The organism is Pseudomonas sediminis (assembly GCF_002741105.1).
GTDB lineage: Bacteria > Pseudomonadota > Gammaproteobacteria > Pseudomonadales > Pseudomonadaceae > Aquipseudomonas > Aquipseudomonas sediminis.
Genome location: NZ_NIQU01000009.1, coordinates 28,360 through 50,459, shown reverse-complemented (window position 1 = coordinate 50,459; position 22,100 = coordinate 28,360). Strand labels below are relative to the sequence as shown.

At 62.2% G+C, this 22,100-nt stretch carries 23 protein-coding genes; 6 read left to right on the top strand and 17 right to left on the bottom strand.

What is annotated here, in order from left to right; genetic code table 11:
* Positions 1-93: 93 nt before the first annotated feature.
* The 4 genes from CDO35_RS19500 (at position 94) to CDO35_RS19485 (ending at position 3,311) form a co-directional block, all read left to right on the top strand.
* The gene (locus tag CDO35_RS19500; protein WP_099526286.1) at positions 94-681 is read left to right on the top strand and encodes a DUF2796 domain-containing protein; all 588 of its coding nucleotides are present in this window, start codon (positions 94-96) and stop codon (positions 679-681) included.
* 75 nt (positions 682-756) lie between these two features.
* A complete protein-coding gene (locus tag CDO35_RS19495; RefSeq protein WP_099526285.1) occupies positions 757-1,464 on the top strand; it encodes an ABC transporter ATP-binding protein in 708 nt (235 codons plus the stop codon).
* Position 1,465: 1 nt separating this feature from the next.
* Positions 1,466-2,731: an ABC transporter permease gene (locus tag CDO35_RS19490; RefSeq protein WP_099526284.1), complete on the top strand. Its 1,266-nt coding sequence runs from the start codon at positions 1,466-1,468 to the stop codon at positions 2,729-2,731.
* A gap of 58 nt (positions 2,732-2,789) precedes the next feature.
* Positions 2,790-3,311 (top strand): DUF3299 domain-containing protein, encoded by a 522-nt coding sequence (locus CDO35_RS19485; protein ID WP_099526283.1) that lies wholly within the window; start codon positions 2,790-2,792, stop codon positions 3,309-3,311.
* A 199-nt stretch (positions 3,312-3,510) separates the two neighbouring features.
* Here CDO35_RS19485 and CDO35_RS19480 read toward each other — a convergent pair whose 3' ends face one another.
* From CDO35_RS19480 to CDO35_RS19455, 6 genes are read right to left on the bottom strand one after another with little or no spacing between them, the layout of a single operon-like run.
* Positions 3,511-4,608, bottom strand: a complete 1,098-nt coding sequence (locus CDO35_RS19480) for a tetratricopeptide repeat protein (RefSeq protein ID WP_099526282.1) — start codon at positions 4,606-4,608, stop codon at positions 3,511-3,513.
* Between the two features lie 2 nt (positions 4,609-4,610).
* On the bottom strand, positions 4,611-5,294 hold the full coding sequence (locus tag CDO35_RS19475) for a TonB family protein (protein ID WP_099526281.1): 684 nt from the start codon (positions 5,292-5,294) through the stop codon (positions 4,611-4,613).
* The gene (locus CDO35_RS19470; RefSeq protein ID WP_003463247.1) at positions 5,294-5,704 is read right to left on the bottom strand and encodes an ExbD/TolR family protein; all 411 of its coding nucleotides are present in this window, start codon (positions 5,702-5,704) and stop codon (positions 5,294-5,296) included. Before CDO35_RS19470 ends, CDO35_RS19475 begins: the two co-directional genes overlap by 1 nt.
* A gap of 11 nt (positions 5,705-5,715) precedes the next feature.
* Positions 5,716-6,264, bottom strand: coding sequence for a MotA/TolQ/ExbB proton channel family protein (locus CDO35_RS19465; RefSeq protein WP_013717326.1), 549 nt, complete (start codon positions 6,262-6,264; stop codon positions 5,716-5,718).
* Complete coding sequence (locus tag CDO35_RS19460; RefSeq protein WP_099526280.1) at positions 6,257-7,606, bottom strand: MotA/TolQ/ExbB proton channel family protein; 1,350 nt, start codon at positions 7,604-7,606, stop codon at positions 6,257-6,259. The genes CDO35_RS19465 and CDO35_RS19460 overlap by 8 nt, the downstream gene beginning before the upstream one ends.
* Complete coding sequence (locus CDO35_RS19455) at positions 7,603-8,376, bottom strand: DUF3450 domain-containing protein (protein ID WP_099526279.1); 774 nt, start codon at positions 8,374-8,376, stop codon at positions 7,603-7,605. The genes CDO35_RS19460 and CDO35_RS19455 overlap by 4 nt, the downstream gene beginning before the upstream one ends.
* Before the next feature lie 193 nt (positions 8,377-8,569).
* On the opposite strand from CDO35_RS19455, the gene CDO35_RS19450 reads away from it, so the two are divergent.
* On the top strand, positions 8,570-9,262 hold the full coding sequence (locus CDO35_RS19450) for an OmpW/AlkL family protein (RefSeq protein WP_099526278.1): 693 nt from the start codon (positions 8,570-8,572) through the stop codon (positions 9,260-9,262).
* Between the two features lie 55 nt (positions 9,263-9,317).
* On the opposite strand, the gene CDO35_RS19445 is transcribed toward CDO35_RS19450, so the two are convergent.
* The 4 genes from CDO35_RS19445 to CDO35_RS19430 are packed head-to-tail and all read right to left on the bottom strand — an operon-like array spanning position 9,318 to position 13,033.
* Positions 9,318-10,241, bottom strand: coding sequence for an NAD-dependent epimerase/dehydratase family protein (locus CDO35_RS19445; protein ID WP_099526277.1), 924 nt, complete (start codon positions 10,239-10,241; stop codon positions 9,318-9,320).
* A complete protein-coding gene (locus CDO35_RS19440; protein WP_099526276.1) occupies positions 10,234-11,118 on the bottom strand; it encodes a sugar nucleotide-binding protein in 885 nt (294 codons plus the stop codon). Before CDO35_RS19440 ends, CDO35_RS19445 begins: the two co-directional genes overlap by 8 nt.
* A 19-nt stretch (positions 11,119-11,137) precedes the next feature.
* On the bottom strand, positions 11,138-11,629 hold the full coding sequence (locus CDO35_RS19435; RefSeq protein WP_003463262.1) for a single-stranded DNA-binding protein: 492 nt from the start codon (positions 11,627-11,629) through the stop codon (positions 11,138-11,140).
* A gap of 9 nt (positions 11,630-11,638) precedes the next feature.
* Positions 11,639-13,033, bottom strand: a complete 1,395-nt coding sequence (locus tag CDO35_RS19430) for an MFS transporter (RefSeq protein ID WP_099526275.1) — start codon at positions 13,031-13,033, stop codon at positions 11,639-11,641.
* 191 nt (positions 13,034-13,224) lie between these two features.
* Between CDO35_RS19430 and uvrA the strand changes: the two genes are divergently transcribed.
* Positions 13,225-16,059 carry an excinuclease ABC subunit UvrA gene (gene uvrA, locus CDO35_RS19425; protein ID WP_099526274.1) on the top strand — a complete coding sequence of 945 codons (2,835 nt, stop codon included), beginning with the start codon at positions 13,225-13,227 and terminating at the stop codon, positions 16,057-16,059.
* Between the two features lie 46 nt (positions 16,060-16,105).
* Here the strand turns inward: uvrA and bfr are convergent, their stop codons facing one another.
* The 7 genes from bfr to rpsM form a co-directional block, all read right to left on the bottom strand.
* Positions 16,106-16,570 carry a bacterioferritin gene (gene bfr / locus CDO35_RS19420; protein WP_099526273.1) on the bottom strand — a complete coding sequence of 155 codons (465 nt, stop codon included), beginning with the start codon at positions 16,568-16,570 and terminating at the stop codon, positions 16,106-16,108.
* Positions 16,571-16,704: 134 nt separating this feature from the next.
* Complete coding sequence (gene katG / locus CDO35_RS19415) at positions 16,705-18,855, bottom strand: catalase/peroxidase HPI (protein ID WP_099526272.1); 2,151 nt, start codon at positions 18,853-18,855, stop codon at positions 16,705-16,707.
* 249 nt (positions 18,856-19,104) lie between these two features.
* Positions 19,105-19,491, bottom strand: coding sequence for a 50S ribosomal protein L17 (gene rplQ / locus CDO35_RS19410; protein ID WP_003243945.1), 387 nt, complete (start codon positions 19,489-19,491; stop codon positions 19,105-19,107).
* A gap of 44 nt (positions 19,492-19,535) precedes the next feature.
* The gene (locus CDO35_RS19405; RefSeq protein WP_099526271.1) at positions 19,536-20,537 is read right to left on the bottom strand and encodes a DNA-directed RNA polymerase subunit alpha; all 1,002 of its coding nucleotides are present in this window, start codon (positions 20,535-20,537) and stop codon (positions 19,536-19,538) included.
* A gap of 22 nt (positions 20,538-20,559) precedes the next feature.
* The gene (gene rpsD / locus CDO35_RS19400) at positions 20,560-21,180 is read right to left on the bottom strand and encodes a 30S ribosomal protein S4 (RefSeq protein WP_099526270.1); all 621 of its coding nucleotides are present in this window, start codon (positions 21,178-21,180) and stop codon (positions 20,560-20,562) included.
* Positions 21,181-21,197: 17 nt separating this feature from the next.
* The gene (rpsK, locus tag CDO35_RS19395; RefSeq protein WP_003243933.1) at positions 21,198-21,587 is read right to left on the bottom strand and encodes a 30S ribosomal protein S11; all 390 of its coding nucleotides are present in this window, start codon (positions 21,585-21,587) and stop codon (positions 21,198-21,200) included.
* A gap of 30 nt (positions 21,588-21,617) precedes the next feature.
* Positions 21,618-21,974, bottom strand: a complete 357-nt coding sequence (rpsM, locus tag CDO35_RS19390) for a 30S ribosomal protein S13 (RefSeq protein ID WP_003463275.1) — start codon at positions 21,972-21,974, stop codon at positions 21,618-21,620.
* Between the last annotated feature and the right edge of the window lie 126 nt (positions 21,975-22,100).

The window sequence follows — 22,100 nt, the reverse complement described above, 5'->3', positions numbered from 1 at the left end:
GCTGCATGCTCCCACGCCCCCTAAGCGCTGGCCAGTCCGCCACAAAAGTTGTTATAACGTAACAATTAAATCTAACCTACGCTGGAGATACCCATGCGCCACCTGCTGCTCGTCCTGCCCTTCGCCCTGCTGCCCCTGGCCGCCGCCCAGGCCCATGAAAACGGTCATGATCACGACCACGAACATTCCCACGACAGCCTGGGTGCCCACGAACACGGCGTCGCCAGCCTCAACGCAGCACTGGACGGCAACCTGCTGGAGCTGCAACTCGAAAGCCCGGCAATGAACCTGGTGGGCGTCGAGCATGCCGCCAAGAGCGATGCCGACAAGGCCAAGGTCGCCGCCGCCAAGCGGGAACTGGAGCAGCCCATCAGCCTGTTCGCCCTGAACAGCGGCGATTGCAAGGCCACCCAGGTCGAACTGGAAAGCCCACTGTTCGGCGACGCTGACCACGATCACGATCACGATCACGATCACGATCATGATCATGAAGGCGAGCACAGCGACATCCAGGCGCACTATCGCTTCGAATGCGCCAAGGCCAACGAATTGAAACAGTTGGATCTCGCCGAACTGTTCAAACGCTTCCCCGCCACCGAGAAGATTCAGGTACAACTGATCGGCCCGAATGGTCAGCAGGGCGTGGAACTGACGCCGGCACAGCCACGCTTGAGCTTCTGACCTGCCACGTCTTATTGCCGGAGTGAGCGCCCCTCGCTCCGGCAATAAATGCCTTCTCCCGACACGCTGCAGACAATGACCGAACCTCTGATCGAACTCGCCAATCTCGGCTTCGCCTGGCCCGGCCAGGCGCAGCTGCTGGATATCCCCGCCTTCACCCTGGCACGCGGTGAAACCCTGTTTCTCAAAGGCCCCAGTGGCAGCGGCAAAACCACCTTGCTCGGCCTGCTCGGCGGCGTACAACGGGCGCAAAGCGGCCATATCCGCCTGCTCGGCCAGGACCTGGGCCAGCTCTCCGCCGGTGCCCGCGACCGTTTTCGCGTCGACCACACTGGCTACATCTTCCAGCAGTTCAACCTGCTGCCATTTCTTTCCGTGCGCGAGAACGTCGAGCTGCCCTGCCGCTTCTCGCGCCTGCGTGCCGAACGCGCACGACAGCGCCACGGCAGCATCGATGCCGCCGCAGCAGCGCTGCTCGACCATCTCGGCCTGCGCGCCGACCTGCTCGGCCGTCGTGCCGACGAACTATCTATCGGCCAGCAACAGCGGGTCGCCGCCGCGCGCGCACTGATCGGTCAGCCGGAACTGGTGATCGCCGACGAACCGACTTCGGCACTGGACTTCGACGCCCGCGAGGCCTTCCTGCAATTGCTCTTCGCCGAATGCCGCGCTGCCGGCGCCAGCCTGCTGTTCGTCAGCCACGATCAGAGCCTGGCTTCGCTGTTCGACCGCAACCTGTCGCTGGCCGAACTCAACCGCGCCACGCGCCCACAGGAGGCCTGAGATGCACCTGATCCGCATCGCCCTGGCCAGCCTGGCCAACCGCCGTTTCACCGCCTTGCTCACGGTATTCGCCATCGCCCTTTCGGTGTGCTTGCTGCTGGCCGTGGAGCGTGTACGTACCGAAGCTCGCGCCAGCTTCGCCAACACCATCAGCGGCACCGACCTGATCGTCGGCGCCCGCTCCGGCAGCGTGAACCTGCTGCTGTACTCGGTGTTCCGCATCGGCAACGCCACCAACAACATCCGCTGGGACAGTTTCGAGCACTTCGCCAACCACCGTCAGGTGAAGTGGGCCATCCCCATTTCTCTCGGCGACTCACACCGCGGCTATCGGGTGATGGGCACCAGCACCGCCTACTTCGAGCACTATCGTTACGCCCGCAGCCAGGCCCTGAAGTTGGCCCAGGGCCGCGAGTTTGCCGACGATCCGTTCGAGGTAGTACTCGGCGCGGAAGTGGCACAGGCGCTGGGCTACGGCCTCGGCGAGAACATCGTTCTGGCACACGGCGTCGCCACCATCAGCCTGGTCAAGCATGACGACAAGCCGTTCACCGTGGTCGGCATCCTCGAACGCACCGGCACACCGGTCGACCGCACGTTGCACATTTCCCTGGCCGGGATGGAGGCGCTGCACATCGACTGGCAGAACGGCATGCCGGCACGTGGCGCCGCGCAGATCAGCGCGGATCAAGCACGCGCCATGGACCTGCAGCCGAAGCAGATCACCGCGTTCATGCTCGGTCTCAACAGCAAGATCGCCACCTTCAGCCTGCAGCGCGAGATCAACGAGTTCCGTGGCGAGCCACTGCTGGCGATCCTGCCAGGTGTCGCTCTGCAGGAGCTGTGGAGCCTGATGGGTACGGCCGAAAAAGCACTGTTCGTGGTCTCGCTGTTCGTCGTGCTGACCGGCCTGATCGGCATGCTCACGGCGATCCTCACCAGTCTCAACGAGCGCCGCCGGGAAATGGCCATTCTGCGCTCGGTAGGCGCCCGCCCCTGGCATATCGCCAGTCTGCTGGTGCTGGAGGCCTTCGCCCTGGCACTGGCAGGCGTGGCCTTCGGTGTCGCGCTGCTATATCTGGGTATCGCCGGCAGCCAGGGCTTCGTCCAGGCCAATTACGGCCTGTATCTGGCACTCAATGCGCCGTCGAGTTACGAATGGAAACTACTTGGTGGCATTCTCGCCGCAGCCGTGGCGATGGGCAGCGTGCCGGCCTGGCGGGCCTATCGGCAGTCGTTGGCCGATGGGCTGTCGATCAGGCTCTGAGGGAAAGTTGAGAGCGCCTGTCGTACACTGCGCAGGCGCTCTTATTACGAGGTTCCTCATGTCCCGCCCCCTGCTCGCCACTCTGCTGCTGACCCTGGCACTGCCGCTGGCCGCCGCTGATGTGCGCGAACTCACCTGGTCCGAGCTGATTCCATCGGACGCTCCGCCGCAGGTCATCAACCCAGCGCCGATCCACGACCTCTCGCAATTGGCCGACGCCCTGGCCGAATCTGGCCCGGCCGCCATGCAGCAATCGCCGGCCGCACCAGTGGTCAAGGAGCTCAATGGTCAGCAGGTGAAGCTGCCCGGTTATATCGTGCCGCTGGATGTGACTGACGAAGGCCGGGTGGTGGAGTTTTTGCTGGTGCCCTACTTCGGCGCCTGCATTCACGTACCACCACCGCCCTCGAACCAGATCGTCCACGTCACCAGCGAGCTCGGCGTATTGCTCGACGCGTTGTACCAACCGTTCTGGGTGGAAGGCCCGCTGAAAACCGAACATGTCAGCAGCGAGCTGGCCGAAGTTGGTTATCAGATGGAAGCGGACAAGATCTACGCCTACGAATTGCCGGATAGCTGACCCTGCCGGGCATTCGTAGGTGTAGCTGTAGGAGCGGCTTCAGCCGCGAAAAGATTCGCGGATAAATCGGAACACCGCCCGCCGCGCCTACAACAAAAAAAAGCCAGACCCTGGAGTCTGGCTTTTTACTTGGTGCGCGCGGCGCACCCTACAGGCGGCGGTCACCCAAGTAGGGTGCGCCGCGCGCACCGAAAACGACTCAACTGCGACTGGCGACCCGGTTCTCCCGCTCGAAGCGCAGCTCGCTTTCCGCCCATTGCCGCCAGGAGCGCACCTTGGCCCGCTCGGCACCGCCACGTTCGGCGCGCGCCAGCGCATCCAGGCCGGCCTGCCAGCGCGCTTGTTCCAGCTCCAGCTGCGCGACATAAAGCCAATGCTTGCCATTGCCGCTACGTTCGGCCAACGGGCGCAGCACGCGTACCGCAGCAGCACGATCACGCGCCTGCCACCAGAACAGCCCCAGGCGCTCCTGACGCGCGGCGTTGTTGGCCAACAGACCACTGTCGAGCATCCCGGCCAGCAGCTTGGCACCCTGCCAGGGCTGGTCGGCAGCGCCAGCCAGCAGCACCAGGTTGTCCAGCTCGGACTCGCTGAAGCGCAGGCCCTTGCTATGCGCCGCACGCAGGGTCGCCAACGCCTTGTCATTACTACCGGCCATCTGCTGCAGGCCAGCCAGCTGACGCCAGCCTTTGGCATCGTTCGGCTGGCGCGACAGCAACTGGCGCTGCCAGCGCTCGGCCTGGGCATAACGTTTCAGGTCGGCATTGGCACCCACCAGAAACTGCAGCCAGATATCGGCGGCGTTGGGATTGGCCTGCACGTATCGCTCGGCCAGCGGCAACGCCTTGGCCGGCTGGTTCATGCCCTGATAGGCCTGCACCAGCATCTGCAGTACCTCCTCGGAGGCACTGCCCTGATTCGGCGCCAGCAACTCGACGACCTTGGCGTAGCGGCGCTCACCCAGGTTGAGCTTGGCCAGATTGAGGCGCTCGCCAGCCAGCATTTCATCGTCAAGCTTGCCGCTACGCACAGCCTTGTCCAGCCACTCGATGGCCTGACCATTGTTGCCGGCCGACCAGGCCACGTAAGCCTTGCTGCGCCAGACCAGAGCCTCCTCAAGACTGCCGCTCTTGGCCTGGACCTCATCCAGCGCGCGCCGCGCAGCGCTGTAATCGCCCTTTTGCTGCGCGCCTTGCGCCGCATTCAAAGCCTTGAACACGGCCGGGTCGATGGTCTGCTGTGCCATGGCGGGCAGGGCTGCGGCACTGAGCATCACGAGCAACAACCAACGGTACATGGTCAGCTCCTTTCCAGACGGAAGTAGAGAGTTTTTACCGCTTCGCGGTCCACCGCCAGGCCACCTTCGGTACGCGGCGCGAAGCGCCAGCGTGCCGCGGCGCGGCGTGCTTCGCGCTCGAAGACGTTACGCGGGTTGGCTTCCAGCACGCGGATGTTCTCCACATTGCCGGAGCGATTGATGGTGAAAGCCAGTTTGACGAAACCTTCGATGCCACGCTGCAGCGCATAACGCGGGTATTCCGGGCGCACGTCGTTGAGCGGCATGACTTCGCTCTCCATCCCGCCCATCTGCCCACCGGACTCGGCGGCCTGGCTCGGCGGTGTCGGCGCTGGAGCCCCCGGTGCAAGACCGGACAAGCTCGGCGCAGGCGCGCTGTTGACGGCGATACCACTGGCCAGGCTTGGCAGTTGAATGTCCAGCGCCGGCAGGTTGGCATTTGGCGTAGCCGTTTGCGGTGTCGGCGGCGTGGGTGGCTGCGGCGTTTGCGGCTGAGGTGGCTGCGGTGCCTGCTGACGGGTGCGGCTGGAGGTTTCGCTGGAGTTACCGTCCATGCGCACGAAGTTGGCCACGCTGACCGGGTCCTGACTTACCTTGGCGCTCGGCGGCGCGACCATGTAAAGCATCAGGGCGAATAGCCCCAGGGCCATCAGGCAGGCACCGAGAAAAGACAGCGGCAGACGCATCAATTGACTCCGCTGCCGGCGGCCAGGGCGACATCCTGCACGCCAGCCAGGCGCGCCTGATCCATCACCTGGACGACAAGGCCGGTACGCGCATCCTGGTCGGCCTGCACCACCACCGCGCCATCGGGCTGGTCGACGCGCATGCGCTCGACATGTGCACGCACGCTGCGGATATCCACTGGCTGCTTGTCCATCCAGATCTGCCCGTCGGCGGTGACGGCGATGAGGATATTGCCCTTGTCCTGCGGGCTGGCGGTTTCCGCCTGCGGACGCTGCACCTCGACGCCGGACTCACGAATGAAGGAGCTGGTGACGATGAAGAAGATCAGCATGATGAAGACCACGTCGAGCATCGGTGTGAGGTCGATGCCGGTATCTTCGTCCTGCTGGTGGTGACGACGCATTCTCATGTTGGGCGATCTCAGTCGTGACGCAGCTGGTCGGCCAGCCGCTCGATGGCCTGGCTGGCTTCGCGTTCGAGGCGCGCCAGGCTGAACAATCCAGGAATGGCCAGAACCATGCCGGCCATGGTCGGCAGGGTCGCCTGCCACACGCCTGCGGCCATGCCGCGTGGGTTACCGGCACCGTTGAGGGCGAGCACATCGAACACGGCGATCATGCCAAGTACGGTACCCAGCAGGCCCAGCAACGGATACAGCGCCACCAGGGTCTTGCCCAGGCGCAACGGCGCCGCCAGTTGCTGACGCGCCTGCGCCAGCCAGGCCAGGCGAACGGCGCGCTGCCAGTTGCCGTTGTCATCGGCGAGCACCTGCTGCCAGGCCTCGCGGCGCTCCTGCACCCAGCGTGGAAAAATCCTGCGCATGTACCAGAAACGCTCGAACACCAAGGTCCAGAACACCACGCAGAGCACCGCCAGCGCCCACATCACCACGCCGCCAGCGCTCATGAAGTCGAGCAGCGCATGAGCACTGTCGACTGCACGCAGCCAGAAGGCGAATAGATCAGTCACGGCGCGGCGCTCCCGACAGGTGCAGGGCGATCAGACCAGCGCTCTGCTGCTCCAGAATCTGGATCAGGCCCTTGCTACGGCTGGCCAGCAGGCTGTGCAGGAACAACAGTGGGATGGCCACCACCAGACCGAGCACGGTAGTCACCAGCGCCTGGGAGATGCCGTCGGCCATCAGCCGCGAGTCGCCGCCACCGCTCTGGGTGATGGCCTGGAAGGTCACGATCATGCCGGTCACGGTGCCCAGCAGGCCGAGCAGCGGTGCCACGGCTGCCAACAGCTTGAGCAGGCCCTGGCCTTTCTCCAGCGGCGGCGTTTCCTGCAGGATCGCTTCGTCGAGCTTCAGCTCCAACGTCTCCAGGTCGGCCAGTTGTGGCTTGGCGCCCAGTACGCCAATCACGCGGCCCAGCGGGTTGTCATTACGCGGCGCACTGAGGTCGTGCATCTGCGCCTTGACGCCGCTACCAACGCGAGCCAGGTAGACCATGCGCCACACAGCGAGAAGCAGACCGAAAGCACCCAGCACGACGATCACCCAACCGACCAGACCACCCTGTTGCAGACGGTCCCACAGAGTCGGCTGCTGCTGCAGCTGCGCCAACAGGCTGCCACGGCTCGGATCGATGGGCAGCGTGGCGAGCGCATCGGTGCTGCTCAGGTAGTCCTTGACCTGGCCCAGGCCGGACGGCTGACGCGGCGGCGCCACCAGTTGCCCGGCATCGGCGTCGTAACGCAGGAAGGCATCCTCGCCATACACAGCGAAGGCGCCAACACGCAGTACCTGCTGCTCCTGGCGCGAGCCATCGGTATTCACTACCGGCAATTGCAGACGCTCGATACGACCGCTGGCAGCCAGGTCTTCGAGCAGCAGCATCCAGTAGCCGTCGAGGTCTTCGGCGGACGGCAGCGAGCGGCTTTCAGCCAACGCCTTGAGGCGTTTCAGGCGCTCCGGGTACTGAGCGTTGAGCAGGCTGTCCTGCCATTGCCCGGCGACATCACCGGCACTTTGACGCACCACGCCAAACAGCTCACCAAGGTGTCCGACGCGCTGCGCCAGCAATTTTTCCTGCTCGGCCAGCTCGGCTTCCTGGCGGTCGAACTCGGCTTTCAGACGTTCGCTTTCGGCTTTCTGGGTATTCAGCGCGGAACGTGCGGCAGCCAGCAACTGCGCCTGCTCACTACGCTTGGCGAGAAACGCCTGCTCGCGTTCCTGCATGGCGCTGACTTCGGCAGCGCGCTCGCTACGGATGCGCTGCAGCAGTTGATCGGGGTTGAGGGTTTCGGCCACGGCGGCCAGTGCCGGCAACAGGCTGAGCGCCAATACGGCTACAACACGACGACTCATTGTGCGGCCTCCTCGGCCAGGGTCTTGATCGGCAGGGACAGCACGGCAGGCGCCTGTTGCTGACGGGCGATGGCGATAGCCTGGGTCAGCGGACGACGTGCGCTGCCATCGAGCACTTCCCAAGCCTTGGTCTGCGGGTTCCACCAGCCGCTCTCGTGGGCATCGAGGGTCTGGTAATAGAGCATGCTGCGGCCCAGGCGCAGGAACTCGACGCTACGCGAGCCGCCATCGGCCTGGTTCAGTTCGCCACGCCAGGCTTCCAGGGTGCGACCGTAGTCGCTCTCGATCTGGTAAGCCTCGAGGATGCGGCGATATTTGTCGGCCAGGCTGACATCGGCACGCGGCAGCAGATCCTGCAGCTGAGCCAGGCGGTCTTCACGTTCCTCGGGCAGGAACGGCAGGTCCGCGGCGATGAACTCACCCAGCACCTCGACCATCTTGACCATCTGCGGGCTTACCGCTTCCTGGGTGCGTTCGATGCCATCGAGCTGCTTCTGATAACTGGCCAGCTCCTGACGCTGGGCTTCGACCAGGTCACGAAGTTGACTGTTATAACCTTTCAAAGCCTCAGCCTGCTGCAAGGCATTTCGGTACTCATTGAGCATCTCACGGCTGGCGTCATCCAGCTGTTCAACGCGGCCCTGGGAGGCTTTCGCCTCGGCGGCCAGGCGCTGGCTTTCGTCGAGCGCAGCATCCAGCGGCGCGGCGAGCAGCGAGCCGCTGCTCAACATCAGTGCCACGACCAGGGAACGGTGGGGGAAGCGATTCATGCGCAGAGGGTCCTCGACAGACGGGCTTGCTTCAAAAAGAGAAACATTATCATCTACAGACGCATTCGAAGCAATGGACAAAACACCGCAGCAGAGCCCATCGATCTATTGAGCCAGGTCAAAAAGTGAATTGTTGCTTGGCTTAGCATTGATTTCAGCCAAGACACACAACCGACTCGAACTGGAGCTCGCTATGTACAAGTCACTGTTCACTGCCTCACTGCTGGCCCTGGCCATCGCCTCCCCCATTGCTCAAGCCCACCAGGCTGGCGACATCCTCATCCGTGCCGGCGCCATCACCGTCAACCCGGAGGCCGACTCCTCCAGCGTCAAGGTCGATCGCGGCGGCCTCGCCGGTGCCGACCTGGGCGGCAAAGCAACCATGAGCAGTGACACCCAGCTGGGTCTGAACTTCGCCTACATGCTCACCGACAATCTGGGCATCGAGTTGCTGGCGGCAACCCCGTTCGAGCATGACGTGAAGATCAAGGGCACCGTCCTCGATGCAGCCAATGGCAAGCTGGGCAGCCTCAAGCACCTGCCGCCGACCCTGAGCCTGGTGTACTACCCGCTGGACGCCAAGTCGGCCTTCCAGCCCTATGTCGGCGCCGGTATCAACTACACCTGGATTTTCGACGAACACGTCGGTAGCGCTGCCAGCGCCAACGGCTTCGACAATTTCCGTGCGAAGAATTCCTGGGGCCTGGCCTGGCAGGTGGGTGCCGACTACATGCTGACCGATAGCCTGATGCTCAACGCCCAGGTGCGCTACATCGACATCGACACCACCGCCTATGTCGACAACAACGCCCTCGGCGTGCGCGCCAAGGTTGATGTGGACGTAGACCCCTTCATCTACATGGTCGGCCTGGGTTACAAGTTCTGACAGCTCAAGCAGAAATGAAAAAGCCGGCGTATGCCGGCTTTTTCATGGGCTCGATTCACAAACCGAGCAGTTGGCGCAACCCTTCACGCAGCGGCGTCTGCTCTGGCAGGCGGTAATGGGCCTGCAAGCGCGCATTGTCGGCACGCGAGTGGCGGATATCGCCAGCACGGGCCGACAAATGCGTCACCTGCGGCAAGCCGCCACAAAGCGCGCCGATCTCCGCCAGCAATTGATTGAGGCTTACCGCCTGACTCCACCCCACGTTGACCGGATCACTCACCACCTGATCGTTGAGCAGCGCCTGCATCAACAGCACAACCAGATCACCGACATAGAAGAAATCTCGGGTCTGTTCGCCGTCGCCGAACACGCTGATCGGCAGCCCCTGCTGCGCACGCTGAGTGAAGATGCTGATCACCCCGGAGTACGGCGAGGACGGGTCCTGGCGCGGGCCGAAGATATTGAAGAAACGAAACACCGCCGGCTCCAGGCCATGCTGACGGCGGTAGAAGTCCAGATAGTGTTCGCCGGACAGCTTGTCGGACGCGTAAGGCGTCAGCGGCGCCTTGGCAGTGGCTTCGTCGATTGCCACGCCCTCGCCGTTGTTGCCGTAAATAGCCGCGCTGGAGGCATAGACCACACGTCGCACACCATGCTGACGCATGGCCTCGCAAACATTCAGGGTACCGATGAAGTTGCTCTGGTGCGTGGACACGGGGTCATCCACCGAGGCCTGCACCGACGCCACCGCTGCCAGATGCGCTACCCCTGCACAACCGGCGACCGCCTGCGCGACCACTTCGGCATCAGCGACATCGCCCTCAATGAAGCGCAAGCGCGGATTGTCCAGCGGCAGGTTGCTGCGCTTGCCCATGGACAGATTGTCCAGCACGCGCACTTCGTGGCCAGCGGCCAGCAAGGCGTCGACCAGGTTGGAACCGATAAAACCCGCACCACCCGTTACGAGAAATTCAGCCATGGCGATAGTAACGATCCAGTAAGCTCGGCAGACCAGAGCGCCAGGCGCGCGGTTTGATGCCGAAGGTGTGAAGAATCTTCTTGCAAGCCAGCACGGCGTGTTGCGGTTCATCGGCTGCATCCGGGCGAGCAGCGTGCGCCTGCGGCGCGACGTCCTCGACCAGATTGCTGCGATAGTGACGCGCCTCGCTCAGCACCGCCTGCCCCAGACTCAGCGATGTGCTGGTCTCGTGACCACCGTAATGATAGGTGCCCCACAGCGGCGACTCGCAGTCGAGTTGCTTGAGCACGGCCAGAATCACTCGTGCGGCATCGTCCACTGGCGTCGGATTGCCGCGCCGGTCATCGGCGAGATAAAGGGCATCGTCGCGCTCGGCACGTACTAGAAAGCGCCCCAGCAGCCCTTCACGACTGTCATCAAGCAGCCAGCCAAAGCGCAGCAGCACATGACGCGGACAGATCGCCCGCACGCTCTGCTCCAGACGCCACAGCGCCTGGCCGCGCAGTCCGAGCGGGATCGGCTCTTCCTTCTCGCTGTAAGCCGTGATTCGCGAACCATCGAAAACCCGATAGCTGGACGGCTGCAGCAAGACGATGGAGTGGTGCTGACACAGCTCGGCCAGACGCTCCACAGCGCGCTCCTGCGTTTGCAGGCGCGACTCGGCCACCGACTCGGCCTGGAACCAGTCGAAATAGTAAGCCAGGTTGATCAGTGCATCCGGGCGGGTGTCGTCGAGCAGCTCAGTCAGGCTGGCCGCATCCCAACCGTCTTCCGGCGGACGAGGCGCGAGGAAGCCGATGTCTTCCTCGGCGCCAAGACGGATCAGCGCTTGCCCCAGGGCACTACCGCCGCCCAGCAGCATCAGGCGCATTCGCATAGGCTAGAGCCCGATCAGATCAGAACGGGATATCGTCATCGAAGCTGTCGTAGTCAGGCGCTGGCTGGGCCTGCTGCGGAGCAGGACGCTCCTGACGCGGAGCCTGCTGCGGCTCACGCTGCGGGGCCGGACGCGATTGACGCGGAGCGCCACCTTCGTCACCGCTCGGACGACCGCCCAGCAGCTGCATGGTGCCCTGCATGTCGACGATGATCTCGGTGGTGTAACGCTTGATGCCGTCCTTTTCCCACTCGCGGGTCTGCAGCTTGCCTTCGATGTACACCTGCGAACCCTTGCGCAGGTACTCGCCGGCGATCTCGGCGACCTTGCCGAACAGGGCGACGCGGTGCCACTCGGTCTTTTCTACCTTCTGCCCGGTCTGCTTGTCGGTCCACTGCTCGCTGGTCGCCAGGCTCAGGTTGGTGACGGCGTTGCCGCTGGGCAGGTAGCGTGTTTCCGGGTCCTGGCCGCAGGTACCGACCAGAATGACTTTGTTAACCCCACGGGCCATAACGTTCTCCTAGACTCGGCACGCCGCTGGCGCCGATGTGATCAGGCTTTCCAGCGTCGTGCGATCCACTTGTTGGGTATCGACTTTGATATAGATGGCCGCTTCGTCGACCACCACCACGGCGTCCGCCACTCCCGGCGTCGCCTTGAGGCGTTCGACCAGTCCGACATCGGCCAGTGCCGCGGCATCGAGCGGCAGGCGCAAACTGGTCACGTACGGCGGTTCGCGCATAGTAACAGCAATAGCCAGCCAAATTGCACAGAGCGCTGCGCAGCCGATGAAGACACCGCCCAGACCAACGTGCTGATACAGCCAGCCGCCCAGAATGCCGCCCAGCGCCGCGCCGAGGAACTGGCTGGTGGAGTACACCCCCATCGCCGTGCCCTTGCCGCCCGCTGGAGCCACCTTGCTGACCAGCGACGGCAGCGAGGCCTCGAGCAGGTTGAAGGCGGTGAAGAACACCACGATGCCCAGTACCAGCGCACGCAAACTGCTGCCGAAGAAGGCGAAGTAAAGCTCGCAGACCAGCAATACGCTGACGGCCCCCAGCAGCACGCGCTTCATCTGGCGTTTTTTCTCACCGTAAATGATGAACGGCACCATGCCGAAGAAACCAATCAACAGCGCGGTGAGATACACCCACCAATGCTCTTCCTTGACCAACTCCCCCTGCTCCACCAGCGCCAGCGGCAGGGCGACGAAACTGGCCATGAGCACTGCATGCAAGGCCAGGATGGCGAAGTCCAGACGCAACAGGTCGACGTGTTTGAGCGTCGGCCACAGCGCCTGCGCCGCCACGCCGGACTCGCGATGCTGCAGCGGGCCGGCGTCTTTCGGCACGATGCCGGCGACGATCAGGATGCCGAGCAACGCCATCGCCGCCGTCGCCCAGAACAGCCCGGACAGGCCGAAGGCGCGAGTCAGCAGCGGACCAATGACCATGGCCACGGCGAACGACAGGCCAATGCTCATGCCGATCATGGCCATGGCCTTGGTGCGATGTTGCTCGCGAGTCAGGTCCGACAACAGTGCCATCACCGCTGCGGAAATCGCGCCAGCACCCTGCAGCACACGTCCGGCGATAACGCCCCAGATCGAATCGGCATTGGCCGCCAGCACGCTGCCAGCGGCGAAGATCAGCAACCCGACGTAGATCACCGGGCGTCGGCCAATACGATCACTGAGCATGCCGAAGGGAATTTGCAGCACAGCCTGGGTCAAACCATAGGCACCGATGGCCAGGCCGATCAGCGCGGGTGTACTGCCCGCCAGATCCATGCCGTAGGTGGCCAGCACCGGCAGCACCATGAACATGCCCAGCATACGAAACGCGAACACCATAGCCAGGCCGCCGGCCGCGCGGGTCTCGCTACTACTCATGCGCTCGCTGTGCGAATCGTGCATCGAATAAACCCTGAGGAAATCAGCCGGCGATTCTAGCAGCCGCCATCGTTTCGGCACAGGCGCACACTTTGCCGCAGGGCAGCAGCAAGCCCTATACTCGACCGTTTTCCGCCCGCCCAGCGAGGCCCGTTGCAAGCCGCCTGAATTTGAAGCGGCAGTGGCAACGCAGACAGCATTCAGAGGTTCCCTAAGTGGACAAAATCCTGATTCGTGGGGCCCGTACCCACAACCTGAAGAACATCGACCTGACCCTGCCGCGTGACAAGCTGATCGTGATCACCGGCCTGTCCGGTTCCGGCAAGTCTTCCCTGGCCTTCGACACGCTGTACGCCGAAGGCCAGCGCCGTTATGTCGAATCGCTGTCGGCTTACGCCCGGCAGTTCCTGTCGATGATGGAAAAGCCCGATGTCGACACCATCGAAGGCCTGTCGCCGGCGATTTCCATCGAGCAGAAGTCCACCTCGCACAACCCGCGCTCGACCGTCGGCACCATCACCGAAATCTACGACTACCTGCGCCTGCTGTATGCCCGCGCCGGTATTCCGCGCTGCCCGGACCATGACGTTCCGCTCGAAGCGCAGACCGTCAGCCAGATGGTCGACCAGGTGCTGGCCCTGCCGGAAGGCCGCAAGCTGATGCTGCTGGCACCGGTAATCCGCGAACGCAAGGGTGAGCATCTATCGGTATTCGAGGAGCTGCGCGCGCAGGGCTTCGTCCGTGCCCGCGTCAACGGCAAGCTGTTCGAACTGGACGAGCTGCCCAAGCTGGACAAGCAGAAGAAGCACTCCATCGACGTGGTGGTGGATCGCTTCAAGGTCCGTGAAGACCTGCAGCAGCGGCTGGCCGAGTCTTTCGAGACAGCGCTTGGCCTGGCGGACGGCATCGCCCTGATCGCCCCCATGGATGATGAGCCAGGCGAAGAAATCATCTTCTCCGCGCGCTTCGCCTGCCCGCACTGCGGCCACTCGATCAGCGAGCTGGAACCCAAGCTATTCTCCTTCAACAACCCGGCCGGTGCCTGCCCGACCTGCGACGGCCTGGGCGTGAAGCAGTTCTTCGACGTCAAGCGCCTGGTCAATGGCGAACTGACCCTGGCCGAAGGCGCCATACGCGGCTGGGACCGGCGCAACGTCTACTACTTCCAGATGCTCGGTTCGCTGGCCGCACACTATGGCTTCAGCCTCGAAGAGCCCTTCGACGAGTTGGCCGCCGAACACCAGAAGGTCATTCTGTTCGGCAGCGGCACGCAGAACGTCGACTTCAAGTACCTCAACGACCGCGGCGACATCGTCAAACGCTCGCACCCTTTCGAGGGCATCATCCCCAACCTCGAACGCCGCTACCGCGAGACCGAGTCGGCCAGCGTGCGCGAGGAGCTGGCCAAGTTCCTCAGCACCCAGCCCTGCCCCGACTGCCGCGGCACGCGCCTGCGCCGCGAAGCGCGGCATGTCTGGGTCGGCGAGAAGACTCTGCCGGCAGTGACCGGCCTGCCGGTTGGCGATGCCTGCGATTACGTCGCCAATCTGCGTCTGACCGGACGACGCGGCGAGATCGCCGAAAAGATCCTCAAGGAAATCCGCGAGCGCCTGCAGTTCCTGGTCAACGTCGGCCTCGATTATCTGACTCTGGATCGCAGCGCCGACACCCTTTCAGGCGGCGAAGCGCAGCGCATCCGCCTGGCCAGCCAGATCGGCGCTGGCCTGGTGGGCGTGATGTACATCCTCGATGAACCGTCCATCGGCCTGCACCAACGCGACAACGAGCGCCTGCTGGGCACCCTCAACCACCTGCGCAGCCTGGGCAATACGGTGATCGTGGTCGAACACGACGAAGACGCCATTCGCATGGCCGATTACGTGGTCGATATCGGCCCGGGCGCCGGCGTGCACGGCGGACGCATCGTCGCCGAAGGCACGCCCGACGAGGTGATGAATCACCCCGACTCGTTGACCGGCAAATACCTGTCCGGCCGCGAGAAGATCCGTTATCCAGCGCAGCGCACGCCGCGTGACAAGAAGAAACTGCTCAAGCTCAAGGGCGCACGGGGCAACAACCTGCGTAATGTCGATCTGGAAATTCCGGTGGGCCTGCTTACCTGCGTCACCGGCGTATCCGGCTCGGGCAAGTCGACGCTGATCAACAACACCCTGTTCCCGCTGACCGCTACGGCTTTGAACGGTGCAACCACTCTGGAAGCGGCGGCGCACGACTCCTTCGACGGCCTGCAACACCTGGACAAGGTGGTCGACATCGACCAGAGCCCGATCGGCCGTACGCCACGCTCCAACCCGGCCACCTACACCGGCCTGTTCACACCGATTCGCGAGCTGTTCGCCGGGGTGCCGGAATCACGCTCGCGCGGTTATGGCCCAGGCCGCTTCAGTTTCAACGTCAAGGGCGGGCGCTGCGAGGCGTGCCAGGGCGACGGCGTGATCAAGGTGGAGATGCACTTTCTGCCGGACATCTACGTGCCGTGCGACGTGTGCAAGGGCAAGCGCTACAACCGCGAAACCCTGGAAGTGAAGTACAAGGGCAAGAGCATCACCGAAGTGCTGGACATGACCATCGAGGAGGCCCGCACCTTCTTCGACGCCGTGCCGGCCATCGCCCGCAAGCTGCAGACGTTGATGGACGTCGGGCTGTCCTATATCAAGCTGGGCCAGAGCGCGACCACCCTGTCCGGCGGCGAGGCGCAGCGGGTCAAGCTGAGTCGCGAGCTGAGCAAGCGCGATACCGGCAAGACCCTGTACATCCTCGACGAGCCGACCACCGGCCTGCACTTCGCCGATATCCAGCAACTGCTGGACGTGCTGCACCGCCTGCGCGACCACGGCAATACCGTGGTGGTGATCGAGCACAACCTGGACGTGATCAAGACTGCCGACTGGCTGGTGGATCTCGGCCCGGAAGGCGGCTCCAAGGGCGGCATGATCATCGCCACCGGTACACCAGAGGATGTTGCAGCCAACCCGGCCTCGCATACCGGGCACTTCCTCAAACCCCTGCTGGAACGCGACCGCGCCTGAAACGAAAGAGCCCCGCACATGCGGGGCTCTTTTTGGGCAAGTCAGCTTACATCTGGCTTTGCAGGTACTTCTCCAGACCCAGCTTGTCGATCAGCTGCAACTGAATCTCCAGCCAGTAGGCGTGATCTTCCTCGGTGTCCTTGAGCTGCGCCAGGAGGATGTCGCGGCTTGGGTAATCCTGATGTTTCTCGCAGAGTTCGATGCCTTTGCTCAGGGCCGCGCGCACTTCGTACTCCAGATCAAGATCGAGCTTCAGTGCTTCTGGGACGGTCTGGCCGAACTTGAAGGCATTGGGCGCCATGTCCGGCACACCCTCGAGGAAGATGATGCGCTTTAGCAGGGCATCGGCGTGCTGGGTTTCCTCTTCCATCTCGTGGTTGATGCGCTCGTAGAGCTTGCTGAACCCCCAGTCCTCATACAGCCGAGAATGGATGAAATACTGGTCGCGCGCAGCCAGTTCGCCCTTGAGCAGATGCTTGAGATAGTCGATGACTTCGGTATGGCCTTTCATGCCGGCAATCCTTCTTGCATTCGTGAGCAGGCTGTAATGCTCCGCCTGACGCCCGGCTCGGTCAAGCAAAGCACAACGCCTCCACGAGGGAGGCGTTGCGGTTTACTGACGCACCGCTGGTGCGCCACTCAGGCTCAGGCCAGATCGAAACGATCCAGGTTCATCACCTTGGTCCAGGCGGCGACGAAGTCCTTGATCAGCTTCTCCTTGCCGTCAGCACTGGCATACACCTCGGCATAGGCGCGCAGCACCGAGTTGGAGCCGAACACCAGGTCGTTACGGGTGGCCGTGTATTTCACCTGGCCATCCTTGCGTGTACGCCCTTCGAAGACTTCGTTGCTGTCATCGGCGGCCTTCCATACGGTGCCCATATCCAGCAGGTTGACGAAGAAATCGTTGGACAGCACACCGACCTTGTCGGTGAACACGCCATGCTGACTGCCGTCGTGGTTGGCGCCCAGTACACGCAGGCCGCCGACCAATGCAGTCAGCTCCGGTGCGGTCAGTGTCAGCATCTGCGCCTTGTCGATCAACATTGCCTCGGTGGGCACGCCCAGATTGCCTTTGCTGAAGTTACGGAAACCATCGGCAGCAGACTCCAGCACATCGAAGGACTCGACATCGGTCTGATCCTGACGCGCATCAACACGGCCAGCCGCGAACGGCACGTCCACCGCCACACCAGCCGCCTTGGCTGCCAGCTCGACACCGACATTACCGGCCAGCACGATCACGTCAGCCAGAGAGGCCTTGCCGGATGCCTGCTGGATTGCTACCAGCTTCGGCAGCACCTGAATCGCCCGCTGGTTGGCGGCCCAATCCTTCTGCGGCGCCAGAGCCAGGCGAGCACCGTTGGCACCACCACGCTTGTCGCCACCGCGGAAGGTCGAGGCCGAAGCCCAAGCCACGGACACCAGATCACCGATCGAAATCCCCGAAGCAGCGATCTTCGCTTTCAGATCGGCGATATCGGCAGCGCTTGGGTTATGGGTGGCAGCCGGTAGCGGGTCTTGCCAGATCAAGTCCTCTTTCGGCACTTCCGGGCCAAGGTAGCGGGCTTTCGGCCCCATGTCACGGTGAGTCAGCTTGTACCAGGCACGCGCGAAGGCATCGGCGAAGGACTGCGGATCTTCATAGAAGCGCTTGGAAATCTTGCCGAACTCTGGATCGAAGCGCAGGGTGAGGTCGGTAGTGAGCATGGTCGGTTTGTGGAATTTTCCCGGCACATGCGCGTCTGGAATGATCTCCGGCGCATCCTTGGCCACCCACTGCTTGGCGCCAGCTGGCGATTTGGTCAGTTCCCATTCGAACTTGAACAGGTTCTCGAAGAAGTTGTTACTCCACAGCGCCGGTGTCTTCGTCCAGGTCACTTCCAGGCCACTGGACACCGTGTCCTTGCCCGAGCCACTGCCGAAGTTACTGGTCCAGCCCAGGCCCTGTGCTTCGATGGGCCCGCCTTCCGGCTCCGGCCCCTTGTGCGATTCAGGGGCTGCGCCGTGGCATTTGCCGAAGGTGTGACCGCCGGCGATCAACGCGACGATCTCTTCGTCGTCCATTGCCATGCGATAGAACGTGGCACGAATATCCTTGGCTGCAGCCATATAGTCGCCGCTAGCGTTGGGACCTTCCGGGTTCACGTAGATCAGGCCCATGTGAGTAGCGCCGAAAGGCGCAGTCAGCTCGCGATCGTCATTGACGCGCTTAGGGTCGACCCCCAGCCAGGCGACTTCGGCGCCCCAGTTGACGTCCTGATCCGGCTCCCACACATCTTCACGGCCACCGGCAAATCCGAAGGTGCGGAACCCCATGGACTCCAGCGCAACGTTACCGGCGAGGATGTACAGGTCAGCCCAGGAAATCGACTGGCCATACTTCTGCTTGATCGGCCACAGCAGGCGACGCGACTTGTCGATGTTGACGTTATCCGGCCAGGAGTTGAGCGGCGCAAAACGCTGCTGACCACGACCGCCACCGCCACGGCCGTCGGTAGTGCGGTAGGTACCGGCAGAGTGCCAGGCCATACGGATGAACTGCGGGCCGTAATGCCCGAAGTCAGCGGGCCACCAGTCCTGGCTGTCGGTCATGAGCTTGACCAGATCGGCCTTGAGGGCCTTGTAGTCGAGTTTCTTGAAAGCTTCGGCGTAGTTGAATTTCTCGCCCAGCGGATTGGATCGGTCCGAATGCTGATTCAGCAAGTCCACACGCAGCTGATTCGGCCACCAATCATTGTTGGCTGTGCCGCCACCGGCCACATGGTTGAACGGACACTTACCTTGGTTCGACATGGTTCTCTCCTTCTCCTCATCGGGTCGGTCCCAACGAGTGCGACCAACGATGGAACAAGACTAGACCGGCTTTACCAGGCAAACCAATGCATGAAGCGTAACGGCGCGATAGTTATTTTCTTTTGCGAAACGCAGTGCTTCGGCAACACCCCTGTTTGCGCAGCAGGCGCTCAAGAACGGGCCCGGAGCGCGATATTTCAGGCAACAAAAAACCGGGCGCTAGGCCCGGTTTCTTGTACAACCAGCAACTTACTCGGCAGCTTCTACCGAACCGCCGACCGGACGGTCGACCAGTTCAACGTAAGCCATCGGAGCATTGTCACCAGCGCGGAAACCGCACTTGAGGATGCGCAGGTAGCCGCCGTTACGGGTGGCGTAGCGCTTGCCCAGATCGTTGAACAGTTTGCCAACGATAGCTTTCGAACGAGTACGGTCGAAAGCCAGACGACGGTTGGCAACGCTGTCTTCCTTGGCCAGGGTGATCAGCGGCTCGGCAACGCGACGCAGTTCCTTGGCTTTCGGCAGGGTAGTTTTGATCAGCTCGTGCTCGAACAGCGAGACCGCCATGTTCTGGAACATGGCCTTGCGGTGAGCGCTGGTGCGGCTGAGGTGACGGCCACTTTTACGATGACGCATGGTTCAATTCCTTACCAAACTTGTTCGTTCGGTGATGATGACGATCAGGCAGTGGCCTTATCGTCTTTCTTCAGACTTGCCGGCGGCCAGTTGTCGAGGCGCATACCGAGGGACAGACCGCGAGAAGCCAGAACATCCTTGATTTCGGTCAGGGATTTCTTGCCCAGGTTCGGGGTTTTGAGCAGCTCTACTTCAGTGCGCTGAATCAGGTCACCGATGTAGTAGATGTTCTCTGCCTTGAGGCAGTTGGCCGAACGTACGGTCAGCTCCAGGTCATCGACGGGGCGCAGCAGGATCGGATCGATTTCGTCTTCCTGCTCGACCACCACAGGCTCACTGTCACCTTTGAGGTCGACGAACGCGGCCAACTGCTGCTGCAGAATGGTCGCGGCACGACGGATAGCCTCTTCAGGGTCCAGAGTACCGTTGGTTTCCAGATCGATAACCAGCTTGTCCAGGTTGGTGCGCTGCTCGACACGGGCGTTTTCCACCACGTAAGCAACTCGACGCACAGGGCTGAACGAAGCATCCAGCTGCAAGCGACCAATGCTGCGGCTTTCATCTTCGTCGCTCTGACGTGCGTCAGCCGGCTCATAGCCGCGACCACGAGCTACGGTGAGCTTCATGTTCAGCGCGCCATTGGAGGCCAGGTTGGCGATTACGTGGTCGCCATTGACGATTTCGACATCGTGATCCAGCTGAATATCGGCAGCGGTAACTACGCCCGGGCCCTTTTTAGCCAGAGTCAGGGTCACTTCGTCACGGCCGTGCAGCTTGATAGCCAGACCTTTCAGGTTGAGCAGGATCTCGATGACATCTTCCTGCACACCTTCGATCGCGGAGTACTCATGGAGTACGCCATCGATCTCGGCCTCGACTACTGCACAGCCAGGCATGGAGGACAACAGGATGCGACGCAGCGCGTTGCCCAGGGTATGGCCAAAGCCACGCTCGAGAGGCTCGAGGGTGATCTTGGCGCGGGTCGAACTGACCTCCTGCACATCAATGTGACGGGGGGTCAGGAACTCATTTACCGAAATCTGCATGGATGCACCTATTTTCTAGCCCTTACTTGGAGTAGAGCTCGACAATCAGGCTCTCGTTGATGTCAGCGGACAGATCGCCACGAGCCGGTACGTTCTTGAACACACCAGACTTCTTCTCGGCGTCTACTTCTACCCACTCAACACGGCCACGTTGGGCGCAGAGCTCGAGAGCCTGAACGATGCGCAGCTGATTGCGCGATTTCTCGCGAACAGCAACGACGTCGCCAGCCTTAACTTGGTAGGACGGTACGTTTACGGTCTGACCGTTGACGCTGATCGCTTTGTGCGAAACCAGCTGACGGGACTCGGCACGAGTAGCGCCAAAACCCATACGGTAAACCACGTTGTCCAGACGGCACTCCAGCAGTTGCAGCAGATTCTCGCCGGTGGCGCCTTTCTGGCTGGCAGCTTGCTTGTAGTAACCGCTGAATTGACGCTCCAGTACGCCGTAGATACGACGAACTTTTTGCTTCTCACGCAGCTGGGTGCCGTAGTCGGACTGACGGCCACGGCGCTGGCCGTGGATACCCGGAGCTGCTTCGATGTTGCACTTAGATTCAAGCGCGCGAACACCACTCTTCAGGAAGAGATCGGTGCCTTCACGACGAGACAGTTTGCATTTGGGACCAATGTAACGAGCCATTTCTCACTGTCTCCTGATTACACGCGACGCTTCTTCGGCGGACGGCACCCGTTGTGCGGGATTGGCGTCACGTCGGTGATGCTGGCGATTTTGTAGCCGCAGGCGTTCAGAGCACGCACGGCGGATTCGCGACCCGGACCTGGACCTTTGACGTTGACGTCGAGGTTCTTCAGACCGTATTCCAGTGCAGCCTGACCAGCACGCTCAGCGGCGATCTGGGCAGCGAATGGAGTGGACTTACGCGAGCCGCGGAAACCCGAGCCACCGGAGGTAGCCCAGGACAGGGCGTTACCCTGACGGTCGGTAATGGTCACGATAGTGTTGTTGAAAGACGCATGGATGTGGGCGATGCCATCAACCACTGTCTTTTTGACTTTTTTACGAGTACGAGCAGCAGGTTTTGCCATGACTAAATTCCTGTCGATTCGCGAATGCGATTACTTGCGGATCGGCTTACGCGGGCCCTTACGGGTGCGAGCGTTGGTCTTGGTACGCTGACCGCGAACCGGCAGACCTTTACGATGACGCAGGCCGCGGTAGCAACCCAGATCCATCAAGCGCTTGATCTTCATATTCACTTCACGACGCAGGTCGCCTTCGGTATTAACCTTGGCTACTTCGCCACGCAGCTGTTCGATCTGCTCGTCAGTCAGATCCTTGATTTTCGCAGCCGGATTTACACCGGTAGCGGCACAGATTTTCTGTGCAGTGGTGCGACCAACACCAAAGATGTAGGTCAGCGAGATAACAGTGTGCTTGTTATCCGGAATGTTAACGCCTGCAATACGGGCCATTCAGTGGAACTCCAATTGACAGCTACCTACGCCCCGGAAGCCAAGAAATAGGGCGCGAGATATTAACGCTGTAATAACAAATAATCAACCCGGCAGCGCACTAGCTGCCGGGCTTATCACGCGTGG

Coding starts and splice junctions, on each gene's coding strand:
- CDO35_RS19470 (WP_003463247.1), bottom strand. CDS start 5,704: ATGAGAATGCGTCGTCACCACCAGCAGGACGAAGATACCGGCATCGAC.
- bfr (WP_099526273.1), bottom strand. CDS start 16,570: ATGAAAGGCCATACCGAAGTCATCGACTATCTCAAGCATCTGCTCAAG.
- CDO35_RS19455 (WP_099526279.1), bottom strand. CDS start 8,376: ATGAATCGCTTCCCCCACCGTTCCCTGGTCGTGGCACTGATGTTGAGC.
- CDO35_RS19485 (WP_099526283.1), top strand. CDS start 2,790: ATGTCCCGCCCCCTGCTCGCCACTCTGCTGCTGACCCTGGCACTGCCG.
- rplQ (WP_003243945.1), bottom strand. CDS start 19,491: ATGCGTCATCGTAAAAGTGGCCGTCACCTCAGCCGCACCAGCGCTCAC.
- katG (WP_099526272.1), bottom strand. CDS start 18,855: ATGTCGAACCAAGGTAAGTGTCCGTTCAACCATGTGGCCGGTGGCGGC.
- CDO35_RS19500 (WP_099526286.1), top strand. CDS start 94: ATGCGCCACCTGCTGCTCGTCCTGCCCTTCGCCCTGCTGCCCCTGGCC.
- rpsD (WP_099526270.1), bottom strand. CDS start 21,180: ATGGCTCGTTACATTGGTCCCAAATGCAAACTGTCTCGTCGTGAAGGC.
- CDO35_RS19445 (WP_099526277.1), bottom strand. CDS start 10,241: ATGGCTGAATTTCTCGTAACGGGTGGTGCGGGTTTTATCGGTTCCAAC.
- rpsM (WP_003463275.1), bottom strand. CDS start 21,974: ATGGCCCGTATTGCAGGCGTTAACATTCCGGATAACAAGCACACTGTT.
- CDO35_RS19430 (WP_099526275.1), bottom strand. CDS start 13,033: ATGCACGATTCGCACAGCGAGCGCATGAGTAGTAGCGAGACCCGCGCG.
- CDO35_RS19475 (WP_099526281.1), bottom strand. CDS start 5,294: ATGCGTCTGCCGCTGTCTTTTCTCGGTGCCTGCCTGATGGCCCTGGGG.
- rpsK (WP_003243933.1), bottom strand. CDS start 21,587: ATGGCAAAACCTGCTGCTCGTACTCGTAAAAAAGTCAAAAAGACAGTG.
- CDO35_RS19460 (WP_099526280.1), bottom strand. CDS start 7,606: ATGAGTCGTCGTGTTGTAGCCGTATTGGCGCTCAGCCTGTTGCCGGCA.
- CDO35_RS19450 (WP_099526278.1), top strand. CDS start 8,570: ATGTACAAGTCACTGTTCACTGCCTCACTGCTGGCCCTGGCCATCGCC.
- CDO35_RS19495 (WP_099526285.1), top strand. CDS start 757: ATGACCGAACCTCTGATCGAACTCGCCAATCTCGGCTTCGCCTGGCCC.
- CDO35_RS19405 (WP_099526271.1), bottom strand. CDS start 20,537: ATGCAGATTTCGGTAAATGAGTTCCTGACCCCCCGTCACATTGATGTG.
- CDO35_RS19435 (WP_003463262.1), bottom strand. CDS start 11,629: ATGGCCCGTGGGGTTAACAAAGTCATTCTGGTCGGTACCTGCGGCCAG.
- CDO35_RS19480 (WP_099526282.1), bottom strand. CDS start 4,608: ATGTACCGTTGGTTGTTGCTCGTGATGCTCAGTGCCGCAGCCCTGCCC.
- CDO35_RS19440 (WP_099526276.1), bottom strand. CDS start 11,118: ATGCGAATGCGCCTGATGCTGCTGGGCGGCGGTAGTGCCCTGGGGCAA.
- CDO35_RS19490 (WP_099526284.1), top strand. CDS start 1,466: ATGCACCTGATCCGCATCGCCCTGGCCAGCCTGGCCAACCGCCGTTTC.